Annotated in this window: 19 protein-coding genes; 17 read left to right on the forward strand and 2 right to left on the reverse strand. The window is 69.3% G+C overall.

Translation table 11 applies throughout. The features are described from left to right. Position 1: 1 nt before the first annotated feature. The 3 genes from OG730_RS42305 (at position 2) to OG730_RS42315 (ending at position 2,537) form a co-directional block, all read left to right on the forward strand. Positions 2-889 carry an alpha/beta fold hydrolase gene (locus OG730_RS42305; protein WP_327309666.1) on the forward strand — a complete coding sequence of 296 codons (888 nt, stop codon included), beginning with the start codon at positions 2-4 and terminating at the stop codon, positions 887-889. Between the two features lie 81 nt (positions 890-970). Further along, entirely contained in the window at positions 971-1,693 is a 723-nt protein-coding gene (gene lexA / locus OG730_RS42310; protein ID WP_327309667.1) for a transcriptional repressor LexA, read from the forward strand. A gap of 163 nt (positions 1,694-1,856) precedes the next feature. After that, a complete protein-coding gene (locus tag OG730_RS42315) occupies positions 1,857-2,537 on the forward strand; it encodes a hypothetical protein (RefSeq protein ID WP_327309668.1) in 681 nt (226 codons plus the stop codon). A 65-nt stretch (positions 2,538-2,602) separates the two neighbouring features. Here OG730_RS42315 and OG730_RS42320 read toward each other — a convergent pair whose 3' ends face one another. Together OG730_RS42320 and OG730_RS42325 are read right to left on the reverse strand one after the other, a co-directional pair. Further along, positions 2,603-3,799, reverse strand: a complete 1,197-nt coding sequence (locus OG730_RS42320; RefSeq protein WP_327309669.1) for an aminotransferase class I/II-fold pyridoxal phosphate-dependent enzyme — start codon at positions 3,797-3,799, stop codon at positions 2,603-2,605. 430 nt (positions 3,800-4,229) lie between these two features. Then, positions 4,230-4,538 carry a hypothetical protein gene (locus tag OG730_RS42325; RefSeq protein ID WP_327309670.1) on the reverse strand — a complete coding sequence of 103 codons (309 nt, stop codon included), beginning with the start codon at positions 4,536-4,538 and terminating at the stop codon, positions 4,230-4,232. Between the two features lie 155 nt (positions 4,539-4,693). Between OG730_RS42325 and OG730_RS42330 the strand changes: the two genes are divergently transcribed. From OG730_RS42330 to OG730_RS42395, 14 genes are all read left to right on the forward strand, one after another. Further along, on the forward strand, positions 4,694-5,116 hold the full coding sequence (locus OG730_RS42330; protein ID WP_327309671.1) for a hypothetical protein: 423 nt from the start codon (positions 4,694-4,696) through the stop codon (positions 5,114-5,116). Positions 5,117-5,469: 353 nt separating this feature from the next. Next, a complete protein-coding gene (locus OG730_RS42335; RefSeq protein ID WP_327309672.1) occupies positions 5,470-5,721 on the forward strand; it encodes an SH3 domain-containing protein in 252 nt (83 codons plus the stop codon). Between the two features lie 488 nt (positions 5,722-6,209). Next, positions 6,210-7,367, forward strand: coding sequence for a phosphoadenosine phosphosulfate reductase domain-containing protein (locus tag OG730_RS42340; RefSeq protein WP_327309673.1), 1,158 nt, complete (start codon positions 6,210-6,212; stop codon positions 7,365-7,367). Positions 7,368-7,408: 41 nt separating this feature from the next. Further along, positions 7,409-7,603, forward strand: a complete 195-nt coding sequence (locus OG730_RS42345) for a hypothetical protein (RefSeq protein ID WP_327309674.1) — start codon at positions 7,409-7,411, stop codon at positions 7,601-7,603. Positions 7,604-7,826: 223 nt separating this feature from the next. Further along, positions 7,827-8,201, forward strand: a complete 375-nt coding sequence (locus tag OG730_RS42350) for a hypothetical protein (RefSeq protein WP_327309675.1) — start codon at positions 7,827-7,829, stop codon at positions 8,199-8,201. Between the two features lie 521 nt (positions 8,202-8,722). Beyond that, on the forward strand, positions 8,723-9,124 hold the full coding sequence (locus OG730_RS42355) for a hypothetical protein (protein WP_327309676.1): 402 nt from the start codon (positions 8,723-8,725) through the stop codon (positions 9,122-9,124). A 215-nt stretch (positions 9,125-9,339) separates the two neighbouring features. Further along, positions 9,340-10,263: a hypothetical protein gene (locus OG730_RS42360; RefSeq protein ID WP_327309677.1), complete on the forward strand. Its 924-nt coding sequence runs from the start codon at positions 9,340-9,342 to the stop codon at positions 10,261-10,263. A 327-nt stretch (positions 10,264-10,590) separates the two neighbouring features. After that, on the forward strand, positions 10,591-11,352 hold the full coding sequence (locus tag OG730_RS42365) for a GP88 family protein (RefSeq protein ID WP_327309678.1): 762 nt from the start codon (positions 10,591-10,593) through the stop codon (positions 11,350-11,352). A gap of 155 nt (positions 11,353-11,507) precedes the next feature. Next, a complete protein-coding gene (locus tag OG730_RS42370) occupies positions 11,508-11,876 on the forward strand; it encodes a hypothetical protein (protein ID WP_327309679.1) in 369 nt (122 codons plus the stop codon). Between the two features lie 181 nt (positions 11,877-12,057). Then, positions 12,058-12,297 (forward strand): hypothetical protein, encoded by a 240-nt coding sequence (locus OG730_RS42375; protein ID WP_327309680.1) that lies wholly within the window; start codon positions 12,058-12,060, stop codon positions 12,295-12,297. A gap of 425 nt (positions 12,298-12,722) precedes the next feature. Further along, positions 12,723-13,505: a hypothetical protein gene (locus tag OG730_RS42380; protein WP_327309681.1), complete on the forward strand. Its 783-nt coding sequence runs from the start codon at positions 12,723-12,725 to the stop codon at positions 13,503-13,505. 240 nt (positions 13,506-13,745) lie between these two features. Beyond that, positions 13,746-14,210: a hypothetical protein gene (locus OG730_RS42385; protein ID WP_327309682.1), complete on the forward strand. Its 465-nt coding sequence runs from the start codon at positions 13,746-13,748 to the stop codon at positions 14,208-14,210. Positions 14,211-14,382: 172 nt separating this feature from the next. After that, a complete protein-coding gene (locus OG730_RS42390; protein ID WP_327309683.1) occupies positions 14,383-15,033 on the forward strand; it encodes a hypothetical protein in 651 nt (216 codons plus the stop codon). 304 nt (positions 15,034-15,337) lie between these two features. Further along, positions 15,338-16,012 carry a hypothetical protein gene (locus OG730_RS42395; RefSeq protein ID WP_327309684.1) on the forward strand — a complete coding sequence of 225 codons (675 nt, stop codon included), beginning with the start codon at positions 15,338-15,340 and terminating at the stop codon, positions 16,010-16,012. Positions 16,013-16,162 lie beyond the last annotated feature (150 nt).

Consider the following 16,162-nt stretch of genomic DNA (forward strand, 5'->3'; position numbering starts at 1 on the left):
CGTGCCGCTCCTGGAACCGCAGCCCCAGCGGCTGAGCCGACCTGACGGCACCGACCTTGCCGTCTACCAGCGGGACCCGATCGAGGACACCGCCGACGTCTCTGTGGTCTTCGTGCACGGATGGCAGGCCTCCGCCCGGGTCTGGAACGACGTCCTCAGCCGCACGACTCTCGACGGCCGACTGCGCGTAGTCACATACGACCAGCGCGGGCACGGCGCATCGACCCACGGCCGCGCTCCGGCAGATATCAGCGTCCTCGCCCGCGACCTGGCCGCCGTCCTCAGGGCGCATGCCGCAGACCTCCCCGTCGTCCTTGCCGGACATTCCATGGGCGCCATGACGGTCATGATGCACGCCCTCCTGTCCGCCCCCGTGGCTTCACCCCAGGTCGCAGGTGTCCTGCTGGCCAGCCCCAGCAGCGGACGCCTCGACCTACGACGTCACGACCAGCCAGCGCTCACCCGGGCCCTCGGAAGCGCGCGCAGTGTCATCGCCAGCGCCTGCGCCACCGCTCCGCGCCCTGTTCAGTACCTCCGCAACACCCTGCGCCCCTCCCATGAACCGCGGCCCCCACTGGATGTCGCCGCCGCCTGGTACCGGGCGATCCTCAGCTACGACGTATCGGGCTCACTGGACGCACTCGCCAATGCCCCTGTCCACCTGGTTACCGGCGCCCAGGACAGACTCATCCCTCCGATCCACACCTGCCGTCTGGCCGCCGAGCTCCCGCACGCCCGCGTACACGTCGCCGAAGGCGCCGGACACGGCCTCCCGGGCGAGCGCCCGGACCTCGTCGCGGACCTACTGCGAGAACTGGTCACCGGCGCACGTACGCAGCTCACCCTCCCAGGCCACGGAGAAGGCCGCTCGCAGCTGCTGACGGCATAGCCCGCTGACCTCGAATTATCAAGGCGCCGTGGCAGAGTGCCGGGTTACCGTTGGCTCCAGCACGTAACCGAGGGGGACCAGATGGAAGCCAGCATGATCCGGCCACGCGCGGGTCGCCCGCCGGGCGGCGTCCGTACCGGAGACGACGGCCTCACGGATCGCCAGCGTCAGGTTCTCGACTGCATCACCAGCTCGGTCCGCACCCGCGGCTACCCGCCGTCCATGCGCGAGATCGGCCAGGCTGTGGGCCTGACCAGTACCTCCTCCGTTTCTCACCAGCTCGCTTCTCTCGAGAAGAAGGGCTTCGTACGCAAGGACCCGAACCGGCCCCGTACCTACGCGCCCCTCCGCCCCCTTTCATCCGAAAGCGACGCCGCAAACTCCGATGACCGAGTCCACGACGTGACCACCACCACGCCGCAGAGCCAGGTTGCCGAGGTGCCTCTCATCGGTCGGATCGCCGCAGGCACACCCATCACCGCGGCCGAGGACGTCGACGGCGTCCTTCCCCTGCCGCGGCAGCTGGTCGGCCACGGTGACCTCTTCGCCCTCACCGTGACGGGCCACTCGATGGCCGGCGAGGGCAGCATCCTGGATGGGGATGTGGTCGTTGTGCGCAGGCAGCCCGTCGCCGAGCTGGGAGCAGTCGTGGCCGCTCTGATCGACGGAGAAGCCACAGTGAAGAGACTGCGGCGGGACGGCACCGACGTGTGGCTCGACCCGGACAACCGCGACTACGAGCCGATCCTGGGCAACGAGGCTTCGATCCTTGGCAAGGTCGTAGCCGTCATGCGCGGTCTGTAGAGGCCGCCCATCCCACAGTTTGCTCACCTTGCGCCACACCGCCTACACATGTTGCTGGGCGCCCAGAAGCGGTGTCTTCCGGCGCCTGGTGCTCATGGGCGTTCGGGTCCACCCATCCAGAGGCAGTAGTGTCATGTACCTGTACTCGGGGAGGAGTTGAGCGATGCGCACGACAGTACTCATGACTCGACGCTGGGCCGCCACGGCAGTCATATGTGGTGCCCTGGTTTCTGGCTGCAGCAGCGGCGGAAACGGCGGTGGGGGAGCCAGCGCTGGCGCTGGCGGTCACGCCGCACCGCTGAAGGAAGAGCCGAAGCCGCTCGCCGCGGGTGAACTGAACCCCCTGCTGCTCACGTCGACGGACCTCGGCTACGGGTACATCCAGAACCCGAACCTCGCCGACGACAAGAACGACGACGTGACCACTCAGGGGTGTTCCACCCTGGAGAAGCTCGGCAAGAGCGACAGCGACCTCAACTTCGCCTCCAAGGCGGAAGTGAGCTTCACCTACGACACCAGCACCTTGGGCGAGGAGCTGCACAGCGATCGCCCGTCGGTGCTCTCCGCCAAGCTCAGCAAGCTCTTTGACGCCTACCTGGCCTGCTCCTCGTACACCCTGAACACCGGTAGCACCCCCATCGAGGTGCAGGTCTCCAAGTCGCCCCTACCGAAGGTGGGAGATGAGCAGTTCGGCTACTCCTCCACCCTGAACCTGCCCACCGGGCCCCAGGTGGTGAAGACCCTTGCGGTTCGCAAGGGGAACGTCGCCGTGATCCTGGTCGGTGCTCCGGGCCTCGTCGACCGCCACATCGACAAGGCTGTGGGCAAGCTCCCTGCGGCCTGACAACCCCTGGCGGCCATCCCGGCCTGTGCGGGCGGGCACAGGAGGTTCTCGGGCGGCCGGTCCGCTTATGCGGGCTGGCGCCGCGGGGGGATCAGGGCCTCACGCAGCTGACCGAATACGGCGATTACGGCGTCGAGGGCCTCCGGTGTGTGGGCGTCAGTGCACACAATTCTGAGCCGGTGTCCCGCGCCGGCCGTCGCCAGTACCGCGTTCGCGTAGATGCCGTGGTCCAGGAGCAGGCGCTGCGCCGACAGCATCGCCTGCTCGCTGGCGAAGCGGACCGGGATGATCGGCCCGAGGCTCTCCTCCACGTCGAACCCCATCACCTCCAGCGCCGCCCGCAGACGTTCTGCGGCCGCCAGCGCGTCGGGCACCCGTTCAGCGTGGCGCCGGATTTCCCGGAGGGAGGCGTGCGCGGCCGCGGTCTCTGCCGGGCTGAGGCCGGCCGAGTAGAGCTGGGGGCGGCAGTGATGGCGCAGGTAGTCGATGGTTCGCGCGTCGGACAGCACGGCGCCGCCCTGCGAGGCCAGTGACGTGCCGAACGAGACGGTCATCAACGGCACCTGGCCTGCCATGCCGCTCTGATGGACAAGCCCGCGCCCGCGGCCGAGAAGGCCCACACCGTGGGACTCGTCGACCAGCAGCGTTGCCCCGAAGCGCGCGCACACCTCCACGAGCTGTGCCACCGGTGCCGCCCGTCCGGAATCAGCGAAGAGAGCATCGGTGACGACCAGCGCCGGGCGCCCTGGAGCGGTGGCCAAGGCCTCGGAAAGGGCGTCCGGGCTGCAGTGCTGGTAGGAGAGCACTCCGGCACCGTTCGCGCTGGCCAAACGCGCGCCGTCGACCAGGGACGCGTGCGCCCGCTCGTCCACCACGATCATGTCGTCCCTGCCGACGAGGCAGGAGACAACGCCGAGGTTCGCCATGTACCCGGTCGAGAAGACCAGCGCGGCCTCGAAGCCGAAGAAGCCAGCGAGGTCGGCCTCCAGCTCTTCATGGAGCTCGAGATTGCCGCTCTGGTGCCTCGGCCCAGTCGCCGACGTTCCGTACAGCGCGAGCGCGTCCTGAGCCGCGGCGACGATCTGAGGGTTGGAACTCAGTGCCCGGTAGTCGCTGCTGCCGAGCATGCACACCTCGGCTCCGTCCAGCAGCACCTGGCCGCGGCCCGCAGGACCTTGGGAGCCCGGGTAGTAGGGGTAGAGGCCGAGCGCCCGCGCGTCGTCCGCTGCGCCGACGACGCGGCACTTGTCCAGCAGGTCCATCCAGGGATCCGATCTGTCGTTCGCGCGGGGGAGGGCGGCTCCACCTTGACGCACCCCAGACCGGGGATGCCCCACCAGGGCGCGACCATCCCATCCCCTGAGACCTTGTCCCTTCGCCACGGACCGTCAGCCGGGACGGACCCGCGCCCCCGCCCCCGCCCGCCCCCACGATGCCGACGCGCAGCCCACCAAGTACCGCGCACTGCTGCGAGACCGCCCCTTCCTCGCCCTGACGGGCCGGACGCTGCTCTTCCTCTGCGTGTACCAGCAGGTGCTGTTCGGACTTCCCGTCGCCATGGACCGCGACGGACTGGAGCCCTCCAGCTACGGCACCACCAGCCTGGTCAACGCCATCGCCGTAGTCCTGCTCCAACCGCTCATCCAGCCCTGGGCCGACCGTCGCACACCACTGACCGTGTGCACCGCAGCATCACTCACCCTGGGCGCCGGCATGGGCAGCCACCTCGTCGTCCACGGCAGCCTCACCGCATACTCTGCCGCGGCGGTCCTGTGGACTAATGGGCGAGGTCCTCTTCTTCAGCTCCGTGATGACCATGGTCGACCGCCTCGCCCCAGCAGACGCCAAGGGCCGATACACCGGCGTCTGGGCATCCACCATGGGCATCTCAGCACTCCTCGCGCCGCTCATCAGCGCGGCATCCCTGAAGACGGGCGGTCCCGAACTCATGTGGACGGGAAGCCTCGCCCTGGGCCTCACCGCGGCCGCCGGCTTCCTCATGCTCCAGCGCAAGGTTCCAGCAGCCCGCTGCCCAGACAGCACGAGCCGGCGCAACCTACCGGAGAGCCCTTGCCCGGCTAGGGAGCCGTCCACGTACCGTCCGACCGCCCAGGCCGACTCCGTGCCTGGAAGTCACCGGCAACGAGGACCGCACCATGCCCCCTATCCGCATAGAGAGCATCCCCACTTCCCATCAGCTCTTCCCCCGAAGCAGCCACCCCGACCTCCACCCCAGCGCCGTCCATCACGGCTGGAACCTGGGACGTCAGCTCCTGCTCCACGCCCACCGGAGCAGCCAGGCCAACGAGGCCAGCGCAACCGGGCCCGCACGAATGCGAGCCATCGACCAGCTCCGCTCCCTCGGAAACATCGACGAAGCGGCAGGCCCCCTCGCCATCGCGCTCTACCTCGCGGCCGTGGAGCAGGCGGTACCCACCGAACGCACCGACTCCCTCGCCGCGCTCGCGGCCGATGCAGTTGCCGATCTCGGCGCCTGGGGAGTCACCGCACCGACCCCGTCCGACCTCGAGATCATCGCCCGAGCGCTCCGCGCCCTCTCACCCTGCATGCCCGACTGAACCTTCACCTCAGCCGCTTGTCCACCAAGAAGGCCGCCCCTGGCGGCCTTCTTCGCTGCTCGCACCCGCCCGCAAGGGCGCGAGGCGACCCAATGTCCGGCTGGTCGAGAGGCTCCCGGGAGACGGAACACGGGGGAGGGCCGCGCATTCCTCGGACGGGACCGGCCGGCTGGACGGGCCGCAGCGGGGGAGGGGGCGATTCCCAGAACCGTGCTGCCACGCCAGGCTCTCCCACAGCATCCTGATCTCACTGCCAGCGACGTCCCGGAAGGCCTGACGTGAACCTCGCCAGCACTGTCGGCCACCGCCTGGCCAGGCGCCTACGCCCTACCGTTTCCATCACAGACACCACCATGCCCGGCGAGGTCCACTCCCTCACCCGGTACGTAAACCGTGACGGTATTCAGGCACGAACAGGGCCCGGATCGGGCTACCCGGCCGTCGGCCAGCTCTTCTTCCTCGACCGCGGCAGCAACCTCCGCGAGGAAGCGGGCTGGGTACTTCTCCGCCTGCGCTACCGCTCAGCCTCCGGCCTTCCCGCCGGCACCACTGCCTGGATCCCCAAGGCCTCCACAAGCCTGTGCACTGCCCTCGCGACCAGCTGACAGCGTCAAACGCGACGTCCCCGGCACCTCCTGAAGTCCGAACAGGAGCCGATCGCCAGAGGACTCGCCCACAGCCTTCGAACTGATGGGGCAGTCGAGCCTGCCCTGCCCCCCCGAACTCCGAGACCAATGCCTGCGGCCTGGACTCGGCATCGGAGAGACGCGACCACAGATCGCCGTGGCCTCGCGTCGCAGCGAACCCGCCAGAAGCCTCCACAGCGGAGGAGACGCCGAGTTGCGTCCCTAGAACCCGGCACTTCTACCTTCCACTCCGTCGGCCCGTCCACCACACCGGCGCCGCGGAGCTTTCAACACGTCGCCTCATGCCCCTGACCTTGAACTCCGCGGGACGGACCGGGACGACAGGCCACCGCAGCGCCACCGCGCCAGCCTGATCCCCCCTTCTGCGCGCCGACAGCCGGTCCTACGACGACCATCCGCTGCCGCGCACCCCTCCGCAGCCCGTCAGAACTCCACGAGGTCCTCCCATGAACGCGACGAATGTTCTGCGCACCGTCGACATGATCCGACGCGCCACCGCAAGCGTGAGCGGCCATCGAGCCGCCTGGCGTGAGCTCCATGAAGCCCGCGCCGCCCAGACGCTCTTCTCCTACGACGCCGGCGAGGTATGCGAAGCCGCCCAGAGCTCCACCCTTCGATCCGAACGACGGCTTCAGCTCGCTGCCAGTAAGCTCCACCCCTGGCGTCCGCTGCTGAACCGGTACCCGACCGAACACCACCGCCGGAACGCCACCAGGAATCTGCTTGAGCACTTGGCCGACGATGACGTCGCCTTGATCAAGGCCGCCGATATTGTAGTAATACAAACATCGGCGGGTAAGGACTCCGTGGTCGCGCTGCACCGTGTAGTCGCGGCCGCCCGCAAGGCCGGCTGCATGCACAAGCTGCGGGTGATGCACTGCGATCTTGGACAGGCCGAGTGGCCCGGAGTCCGGCAACTCGCACGCCGCCAAGCAGAGCGATACGGAATCCCCTTCATCCTCGTGGAGAGCGAAGGCGGCTTCCTGGGCATGGTGGAAGACCGAGGCCTCTGGCCGGACTCCGCGCGACGCCTGTGCACGGCCTACCTGAAGCGGGACCCCACGGGCCCCGTCATCACCAAACTCGTCGAAGGCCTGGGCCTGGACCGCCAGGCGATCGTGCTGAACGTCATGGGCGTCCGCGGCGCGGAATCCCGCTCACGGGCCCGCAAGAGCCGGCTGACCCTCGATGACCGGACTTCGAGCTCCAACCGCCTGGTCCTGACCTGGAACATCATCCACGAGCTCTCCGAATCTCAGGTCTGGCGGGAAATCGCGGACCACGTGCTCGAATACCACCCGATCTACGACACCGGGCTACAGAGGCTGTCATGCGTGTACTGCGTGCTGGCCGGCCCGGACTGGCTCGTCCTGGCAACACGGATCTGCTTCGCCCTCGGGCTGCCCCACCCAGACCTGTACACCGCGCTTGAGCGACAGATCAACCACAGCTTCAAGCAGAACCTCACCCTCGGCGGAGTCGTTGCCGCAGCCCGGATGCTCGACGCACTCGACGGCCCCCTCACCTGGAGCCGCGGAGATGCCCTTCGCAGGCACCTGGGTCCTTCCGCCGCCGACGCTTACCTTGCCAAACTCGCTGTCTGACCGCGTCCCACCAAGCACCAGCCATCCGAAATGAGGAACCCATGTCCAACAGCCAGACCACCACCGAATCGTGCCAGCCCGGACACGCACTCGTCCTCCAGCCCGCCGGCCACGGCCTGTGCAAACTCGCCTGCGCCTGCGGGGGACTGCTCGAGCCCACGCCCGACACAGAAGAAGCCCACCGAGAGCGGCACCACCGCCACCTCAACGAGGTCCAGGCCGACAGCACTACCTGACCCCGGCCGAGGCGCCCCACACACAACCGGCCCCCGGTGGTGTTCATCCCGACGAAGGGGATGCACACCACCGGGGGCCGCTGCCGTTTCCGGTGCGCCCCGCCCTTGACCTCCTAAGTAGACCGCTCCCTACGGTCCGGCGCCGGACGCACACCCGTGCGCCTCCCGCCCGTGCACGTCCACCCACCACGTCAGGACGCGCACCCCACCAAGGAGCAGAGCCATGGCGCCTTACGCCACCACCTCACCCTCCCCGCACCTGCACCCCAACGAAGTCGCCGAGTTCGAACGCATCTGGCGAGGCGAGGCCGGCGGCATGAGCGAGGCCGCCATACGCAAACAGCACGCCCGCCACATGAAGGTCCTCAGGGACCTGCGGTCTGACGCCATCAGGCCGACCGCGGTCATCCCCACCAGGCTCCACACCAAGGCCCAGCAGGCGCAGATAGCCGTCGACTCGGTCGCTGCCCTGATTCGACAGGACGAGGAGGCCCTCGCCACCCGCGGGCGGAGCGTGCTGGAGAACCGTGGGCTCGTCCGCCGCCGCACCCGCGCCGCGCGCGGACCCATCACGGACGGCGCGCCGGCCCGCGCGTAGCCCGGAGGGAGGAGCCCACCAGCTCCCCGAAGCGGGTCCACATTCCTTCAGGGAGGTGGACCCGGATCCGCCCGGCGCCGCAGACAGCGCCCGAGGTACGCGGCGCCGGAGCGAAGCCAGGAGCTCCGGCGTCGCCTCCCAGGACTTGGCCAGCCACCCCGATTTCGTCCCGCTCCGCGGGAAATCCAGACCCTCCAGAAGACTGGGCGACGGAAGTGCCAGAGGTGTGCTGCACACCGCAGGCCGAAACAAGGGGACCCCCCTTCACACCACCACAAGGCGCGGGGAGAACCGGTAGCGCAAGGTGCGTGGCACGCCACGCCTTCCGGACCGTCTCCAGATCCGGCCTCCGCCCCCGCACCCGAACGGGAGGCGGGGCCCGTGCGGTCGGCGTGCCAGACACGCTCATCTCCGCCCGGGGCGATCACAGGTCCGCCAGTTGCGGAGCTAGGCATCCCGCCGACCAGCATCACCGCACCCCGGGAACGCCCAGAGTCCCGAACTAACGAAGCGGATACCTCATGACCACTGACGAAGCCATCACCCTGTGCGCCCTCTGGGCCCTGTTCCTGCACCTCCTTCCGCTCGGGGCCCTCGTCCTGGAGACGGCCTTCAGCCCCAGCCCGGACTTCAAGGCTGTGCTCCGCGGGTCTGCTCCTGGCCAACTGCGCCCTCGCAGCACGTTCACCGCAGTAACTCTGGCCGCCGCTGCGGTGCTTCTCCTCGCAGCGGCCGTGCTCAGCCTGGTGGGCGGAGGCAGCATCCTCGGGACGGTCCTGTTCGCTGTGCTCACCGGGGTTGAGTCCGGGCTGGTCTACGCCTGGCACCGGCCCCACCGCTCCGGCCCCGAAGCCACCGATGCCGAGGCGGCTTCCGACACGGCGGAGGGTGACACAGACCCCAAGGACACTCCTCGCCGGTAGGGCTCGCACCACCCGACAGAGGCCCGCTCACCGAAGGCGCCTTCGGCGAGCGGGCCTCTGTGCGCGGCCGCTCGAAGCCCCAGCGGCTCCATGCGGCCAGCGGCTCGCCTGCGCACCCCGGCCAAGGCTTCACGCCTCATGGTTGCGTGTCTAACGCTCCGGCCCCAGATCGTCCAGTCGTCCGACCACTGCCGAAACAGAAGCGGAGCAGCAACGTGAGTACCACCCCAGTCCCTCCACGGAGCACCGACAGTCTCAAGGACCGCGAGACCGCACCGACGTCCGCCCAGGCCGCCCCCTACGCGGTGGCGTGCCGCTTCGACGTCAGCGGCGACATCGCCCTCTTCCTTGAGACCAACCCGAACCTGCCGGGCATGGTGATCGCAGCCCTCCAGAACACGCACAAGGGCTGGAACTATGCCATTCGCGCCCTCAGGGCACCGGCGAGTTCCCTCCCCCGCGGGCCGCGGGGACCTCTCAGCGCAGTCGACGCTGACATCGAGGACCTGAACCTGCGCGCCGGACTCCGCAGCCTCCTCGACGACTACTCCACCCTGCTGGCGGGCCCCGTGCCCGAACATACCCTTCCGCCGCTCGACGTCACTGGCCTCACAGCCACCATCGCCGCCGGTAGCCTCCGATGCCGAACGCTGACCCTCCACGATGCCGCGGGTCGCGAGGCCGGAAGCACCTTCGTGAACCTGCCCCAAGACTGGACTGCCGAACGGTACGAAGGCCCCCTCGCCGATCTCCACCCCGAAGCGCTCAAGGCCGCCCAAAGAGCGCTGCGCACCACCCTCACCCGAATCCGGCGCGCGGAGGCCAACCACCGCGCCTACCGCGACGCCTTCGGATCGGCCCCCCTCACCCTGTCGTCGAGGCTGGACCTTCCCGACCTCATCGCGGAGTGGAGCCAGAACGGGGACGACTGCGGACTCGAACTCTCTCTGCGCACCGCCGACCCCGCGCACTCGTGGCAGGTGCTGCGCCTCCTGGGGGAGTGGCTCGGCAACCTCGAAGAGCGCACCATCGCCGTCACCATGGACGACTGCACCCGGGAGGTGACCGCGACCCTGCGCGGAACCATGCCACTGCACCTCCTGGCATGGGACCGCGCCAGGGCGAGCACCAGCACCTGACCAGCACCCGGACACCATCGGCCCGCCACGTCGCACGACGCGGCGGGCCGAGTCGCACTCCGGGCCCGACCACTCGAACACCACCTGGCAGCTGCCACGAGTTGCCGGGCTAACCCCGCGGCGGGCCACTGTGATCACCGGCGAACAACAGCGCGCCGCGCACCGCGCCGCGTAGCTGCTCGCACCGTTGCGTAGCCCACTCCTCTCACGGGACCGGGCGCTGGCAAGGCACCGAGACTCCGTAGCCATCGGCCGGACCTTCTCACCGACTGCCTCCTCCATCGCACACCACCCCATCCGACCCCGGATCACCCGTGGAGTGCCACCATGGCCACCGACTGGCTGCTCACCCAGAACTCCCGCATGAAGGCGCAGGGAATCTTCAACTGGACCCTGCCCGCATGGGCCGTCACCCTCAAGGACGAGGCCCCCGACGGCACCATCACCACCCGCAACATCAACGTCTGCCCCCAGGCTGGCGTCTGCGCCAAGTTCTGCTACGCCCTCGACGGCGCCTACCGCTACCCCAACGTCCGCCAGCGCCACGAGAACAACCTCCGCCTGGTCCTCGACACCCCCCTGGTCTGGCAAGAGCGCATGGCCGCCGAACTGCGCCACCGCCGGTACTCAGGAGCCGCAATCCGCATCCACGACGCGGGCGATTTCTTCGAGGACTCCTACACCATGCAGTGGCTCGAACTGATACGCGGCGCCCCGCAGGGCCAGACCTTCTACGCCTACACCAAGGAGGTCTCTCGGTTTCAGCGCCTGGTCGAACCCAACTGCCCTGCCAACTTCAAGTTCGTGTACTCCCTGGGCGGCAAGGAGGATCACCTGATCATCAAGGAGCTTGACCGCCACGCCGATGTCTTCCCCGACACGTCGTCGCTCGAAGCGGCGGGCTACTCCTCGCAAGAGGCCTCCGACCTCCTGGCCGTCTTCGGGCCCCCCCGAGTGGGCATGGCGGCGAACCGCCCCCGAAAGGGGCTCAAGGACCACTCCTTCGGCGAGCTCCAAGAGATCGACGACATCAAGGCGGCCGCACGACGCGCCCGCGCCCGCGCCAAGGCCCGCCGCGACAGCAGCTGACTCGGGGCCTGTCGCACCCGCCGGAGCGCACAGGTTCGGCAGCGGTCTCTCAGGCGGGTGTTGCGGACCTTGACCTGCGACTGGTCAAGGTCCCTCCGTCGGCCGCCAAACCAGGCCGGTACGCGACCCATCGCCCACACCAGGAGGTTTCCGCCTTGACCACTGACGGCCCCCAGACTTCCGGGATCCCGCACGATCCAACGACTGCCACCGCGGCACCGGCCGAAGTCCCCATCCTGATCCGTCCTGGATCGGGCCTTGCGGGCCTGCCCGCCCTCGCCACCGTCTACCGAGCAGAGACACAGCTCGGAGCCGGAGAATCCTGGCAGCCCCACAACACGGAGAGCCAAGAGCACGTCCTGGACGGAATCGAGTTCCTCCTACGTCGCGGACTGGCCACCGCACACGCAGAAGGGACCATGCTCGTCGTCACCGTCCCCCTCTGCCAGACGGGCCTGGACCAGGACGAGCCCCAGCTCGATGCCGCTCCTCGCTCCCGCTACGTCCCCCTCGGTCAGCCCTGACCGCGCGCACCCCAGCCCTGCCCCGCAGCCTCCCCGGCTTCGCGGGGCAGGGCTCGCTCGTCCGCCCCCCCAGCCGGCCGCCGGAGGTTGCCGCAGTAGCCCACCTGCTCGGCAAGGTCCCCGCAGCAAGCAGCCAGGCACCTGCCAGCAGCTGCTCCAACCCATCCGGGGGACAACCGCCATGAACCGCACCCACACCGAGACTTCCTCAGATGCCCGCGTCCGCATCCGCACCGACATGACCCACGCGCTCACCCTGGCCCCCGAGGCGTGCGGCGCCTTCCTCGCCGACTACATGGACACCATCCATGAACTCGCCAACGCCTACGCGGATCCCAAGGCCGCATACCTCGCGCTGAGCAACTACGCGGACGACACCTACGAGCGGCTCATCGAGGACGAGGAAGCACTTACCGGATGACGAGGCCCCCGGACAGGCCCACGGTCCGACAGTGACGGGCGGCCCGCCGCGGCTCCCCGCGACCGGGAGGGGAGCACCCATCCGCTCGCACCTGCGAGGCCTACGACCGGCGGCCAGCCCACCGGCGCCAAAGGGAGCCCACCGGCCAGGTACCTCCTTCCGTCCGCGGCACGGCCACGCAGCACCTCGCCGCGTACTTCGCTCCCCCACACACCAGATACCCCAGAGCCCGCCCCGCCGACCTCGGCCGGGCGGGCCTTCCGCATGTCCGGCCAACTTCTGCCCAACCACGCCGAGCGTCCCGCGAGGTTGCAGGACTAACCCTGCCCCAGGCCACCGTCCATCCCGCCAGGCACTCCGGCAGCACCTTCCCGAACCGGAGACACCCGCAGGCATTCACGGACCACCTACCGAAGGACAAGACGGTGCCCAACACCCTCAACTACGACCCGACCATCCCCGAAGGCAAGGCCATCGCTGACCTGTTCGACGACGTCAAGGCGATCGAGGACGCCGACGGCAGCTGGGACGGCGCCGACGTTGTGGACCTGCTCACCGGTTGGTTCACCAGGCTCGGCATCAATGTCAAGGGCCCCTCCCACCAGGCCGGACCGATCAAGCCCACCGCGATCTCCCCCGACGCCACCGCCGGAGAAATCACCCAGCTCCTCCTTGCCGCGCCCGGCTTCACGGCCAGCGGCTACCCCACCGGGAACCCGGGCTTCTTCTACGCCCAGGACGACAGCGACGAGCACGCCGAGTTCACGCTCCTCACCTTCCCGACCGCCACGCCCGCTCTCAAGCGCGCGGCCATCGCCGAGCTGCGCCGCCACGGATTCGCGGCCAAGGAACTGGAGCCCACCGTAAGTGGCGGCGGGACGATCCGCGTCCAGAGCTACGTGCTCTTCCCCCTGCCCGAGGGCGCCGGTCCCGTCGACCGTGCCGTCAGTGTTCTGTACGAAGCGGGCTTCACCCACGCCGCCTCGCGACCGCAGGCGGTAGTACCCGGCTACACGACCCCCAGCCCCGTGTCCTGGCGCCCCGGCTGGCTTCAGATCGATGTGATCAGCAAGCGGGGGCTCGGCCGGGAGTCCCGCGAGGAGGCAGCCCGCGCGGCTGCCGACACCTTCACGCACCGCGGCTGGGAGGTGGAGATGCGCGGTACCGAGTCGTTCCACGTCTTGGACCCCAGCCACGCCCCGACGTAACCAGCCCGACCAGCTGACAACGACTCGACCGAGGCGCGCCGGACCGCTGGCCCCAGTCCGCTGATCCACATACGAGAGGCCCCGCACACGGTGCGGGGCCTCTCCGAGGTTTCACCACTTGGCCCGGCTGGTCCCTCCAGTCCCTATGGCAAGCCGCTTGCCGGCCTAACCGACAGGAGGCCGACAGTCACCCTCCACGCCCCAGGGGCAACGAAGCCCCTCGCACGGAGAGGCCCGATCGTGACCTACACACCGGAAACCCCTCAGCACGCAGCCGAAATGGCCTGGCACGCCGCCCGCGATGCCTACCGCACCCTGACCGCCTGCCTCCTGATCCAGATCCAGCCGCTCCTCCGACGAGAGCTCCACAACGAGGAAGCCCCCTGGTCTCACCTGGTCGCCGACCTGCCTGACGGCGGCCGCGTGACCATCCAGCTCAGCGACGGATCCACCGCCCAGGTCCACTTCACCGGCCTCCACCAGGGAGCCGTCGAGGCATTCACCACCAGGGGACAGATCCACTTCGGAGACGTCTTCGACTCCCCCTTGGCGGAGACCACGCCCAGCACGCACACGCGCCATCTCTACCGGGCCACCCAGCGCATCAGAGTGCAGCCCGACGGCAGCATCACGGGGGACTTCACCCTCCCCATCCCCTACCTGATGCACGCGGTCGAGGGCCTCACGGAGCTGAGCTGCCGCTGACCCGCCGAGAGCTGAACCCCTCGCGTCGCCGTCGTCCCTGCCCCGTGCCCCTCCAGGGCGCGGGGCAGCTTCTGTTCTCCAGTCGCCCGCTGACAGCGGTTGCGGAGCTTGGTCCGCGCTGCGCCACCGTCCTCCCGTCACCCCACTCCGCAACGAGCGAAGGAGAGTTCGCATGACCCCCACCACCGCCGCCTGGTCCTGGGCCGTGACGGTTACCACCCCCGGCGGACAGCCCGTCCCGGCGATCGCCTTCGACGCCCTAGCCGACTTCGAAGAGGCGCGGGAGAAGGCAGCCGACTTCCTGACGCTCCTCGGCGAACACACGACGTACGAGACCGATGCCCGGCAGGTGGTCCAGGTGCTCAAGGCCCTCCCGGCCCCGGACACCGAAGCGCTCGCCCGCTCTGCCTACGCCGGGATCTACAGCGCCCACGTCCTTCCCGTCGCACCCGGCCAGAGCCCCCAGGAGGCATGGGAGCAGCACATGCCCGCGCTCTTCGCCAACCAGCTGGCCAAGGCCTGGACATGGGTCGTGGCTCGCGTCGACGGCGCCGACGCCCAGGTCATCGCTGGTGGAGGCCCTTTCCCTACCGACCGTCAGAATGCCGAAACGATTCTGCTCGGCGCCCTGTCGCGCATCAACCACCCCGACGCCACGGCACTCGCCGACCAGTGGAGCAGCGACGCCAACACCACCGACTTCCGCTCCCACGGCCTCTACACAGCGGCACTCGTCGAGGTCTCCGAAGGCCTGGCCGCCAACGCCGAGGATGCCGTCCAGGACGCGCTGACCGAGCGCTACGACTACGTCGCCTACCACTGACAGATCACCTGTGACATCGGCCCCGGACCGCCCAGCGGCCGGGGCCGAAGCACGTGCGCGACCAACGCCACCCACCCCACCGAGCCTGCGTGGATCACTCCGCCATGCGCAGGACAGAAGGGCAGGACGGCGGCGCATATCAGCGCTCTCCAGCTCTCCCGCCCGCAGCGTCGTGGACTTGCGGGCCTTGGCAACGGCCACGTCATGGTGCGGCCAAGACCCCGGGCCACGCGCACCGGGCCCATGGACACACCCCTCAGGGCCGCCCCTCGGCTCGCCTCCGAGCAGGAAGAGAGACACCCGCATGAGCACACCCACCACCGCCACGGCCCAGCCGCGACCGCTACCGAGGTTCCAGGCCGCGACGGCCCCGGGCACGGGCTGGGACTTCACCCACCGCGGGCTCTCATTCAGTACCTACCGGCCGACTGGCTTCGCCGCCTCCGGCCCCACGGTCTACGGCTGGTCTGTGTTCTGGAACATCACCTCCGAGAGCCGCGAAGAGATCACTGGTGGATGGGGGGACAGGGCCTCAGCCGTCCGCGCGGCGCTCCAAGCCGTTGACCAGCGTTCCGAGGCCAACAAGCTGCACTGGGAAGAGAACAGCGGCACCCACCCCCAGCCCGGACGCTGCTGCCTGCACCTGGACACCCGTCACGCCGCAGGCCGCTACGGACCGACCCGCTGCACGGCCCCCCGGTGCCGCTGCCACAAGTACCAGCAGGGCCCGCTCGTCCCCATTCGGGCCGAGGACATCCCCAACGGCGCAGTCCTGGCCCTGCACCCCGCCAACCTGGGCCCCTTGGAGTTCCCTGTCGCGCACTCCGGCCAGGGGACACGCCCGGGGACGATAGACCGGCCTCGCATCACGTGGATCCGAGTAGTGACCGCAGCCGGTGACGCCTACGAGACCGACACCGACACCACCGTCTACGCCCTCGCGCACACCGTGCCCGACTCCACGCCCCGCGCCGAGTAGTCCACGTAGAGCCCTGCCCGCTGCCCCGGCCCCGCACTCCCCACAGTGCGGGGCCGTTCGCGTGCTTCTACTCCGGCGGCCCCAGGAGATACAGCGCGACGGTCGGCACCGTCGCGTGGAGCTCGCGCGGAGTGCCTGGCCCCTTGGCCC

The organism is Streptomyces sp. NBC_01298 (assembly GCF_035978755.1).
Taxonomy (GTDB): Bacteria; Actinomycetota; Actinomycetes; order Streptomycetales; family Streptomycetaceae; genus Streptomyces.

Excerpts from the sequence above, each read along its gene's own strand:
- OG730_RS42335 (WP_327309672.1), top strand. The coding sequence starts at position 5,470 with ATGCCCGGCGAGGTCCACTCCCTCACCCGGTACGTAAACCGTGACGGT.
- OG730_RS42350 (WP_327309675.1), top strand. The coding sequence starts at position 7,827 with ATGGCGCCTTACGCCACCACCTCACCCTCCCCGCACCTGCACCCCAAC.
- OG730_RS42345 (WP_327309674.1), top strand. The coding sequence starts at position 7,409 with ATGTCCAACAGCCAGACCACCACCGAATCGTGCCAGCCCGGACACGCA.
- OG730_RS42395 (WP_327309684.1), top strand. The coding sequence starts at position 15,338 with ATGAGCACACCCACCACCGCCACGGCCCAGCCGCGACCGCTACCGAGG.
- OG730_RS42320 (WP_327309669.1), bottom strand. The coding sequence starts at position 3,799 with ATGGACCTGCTGGACAAGTGCCGCGTCGTCGGCGCAGCGGACGACGCG.
- OG730_RS42330 (WP_327309671.1), top strand. The coding sequence starts at position 4,694 with ATGCCCCCTATCCGCATAGAGAGCATCCCCACTTCCCATCAGCTCTTC.
- lexA (WP_327309667.1), top strand. The coding sequence starts at position 971 with ATGGAAGCCAGCATGATCCGGCCACGCGCGGGTCGCCCGCCGGGCGGC.
- OG730_RS42355 (WP_327309676.1), top strand. The coding sequence starts at position 8,723 with ATGACCACTGACGAAGCCATCACCCTGTGCGCCCTCTGGGCCCTGTTC.
- OG730_RS42390 (WP_327309683.1), top strand. The coding sequence starts at position 14,383 with ATGACCCCCACCACCGCCGCCTGGTCCTGGGCCGTGACGGTTACCACC.
- OG730_RS42365 (WP_327309678.1), top strand. The coding sequence starts at position 10,591 with ATGGCCACCGACTGGCTGCTCACCCAGAACTCCCGCATGAAGGCGCAG.
- OG730_RS42325 (WP_327309670.1), bottom strand. The coding sequence starts at position 4,538 with ATGAGGAAGCCGGCGGCCGCGGTGAGGCCCAGGGCGAGGCTTCCCGTC.
- OG730_RS42315 (WP_327309668.1), top strand. The coding sequence starts at position 1,857 with ATGCGCACGACAGTACTCATGACTCGACGCTGGGCCGCCACGGCAGTC.
- OG730_RS42375 (WP_327309680.1), top strand. The coding sequence starts at position 12,058 with ATGAACCGCACCCACACCGAGACTTCCTCAGATGCCCGCGTCCGCATC.
- OG730_RS42340 (WP_327309673.1), top strand. The coding sequence starts at position 6,210 with ATGAACGCGACGAATGTTCTGCGCACCGTCGACATGATCCGACGCGCC.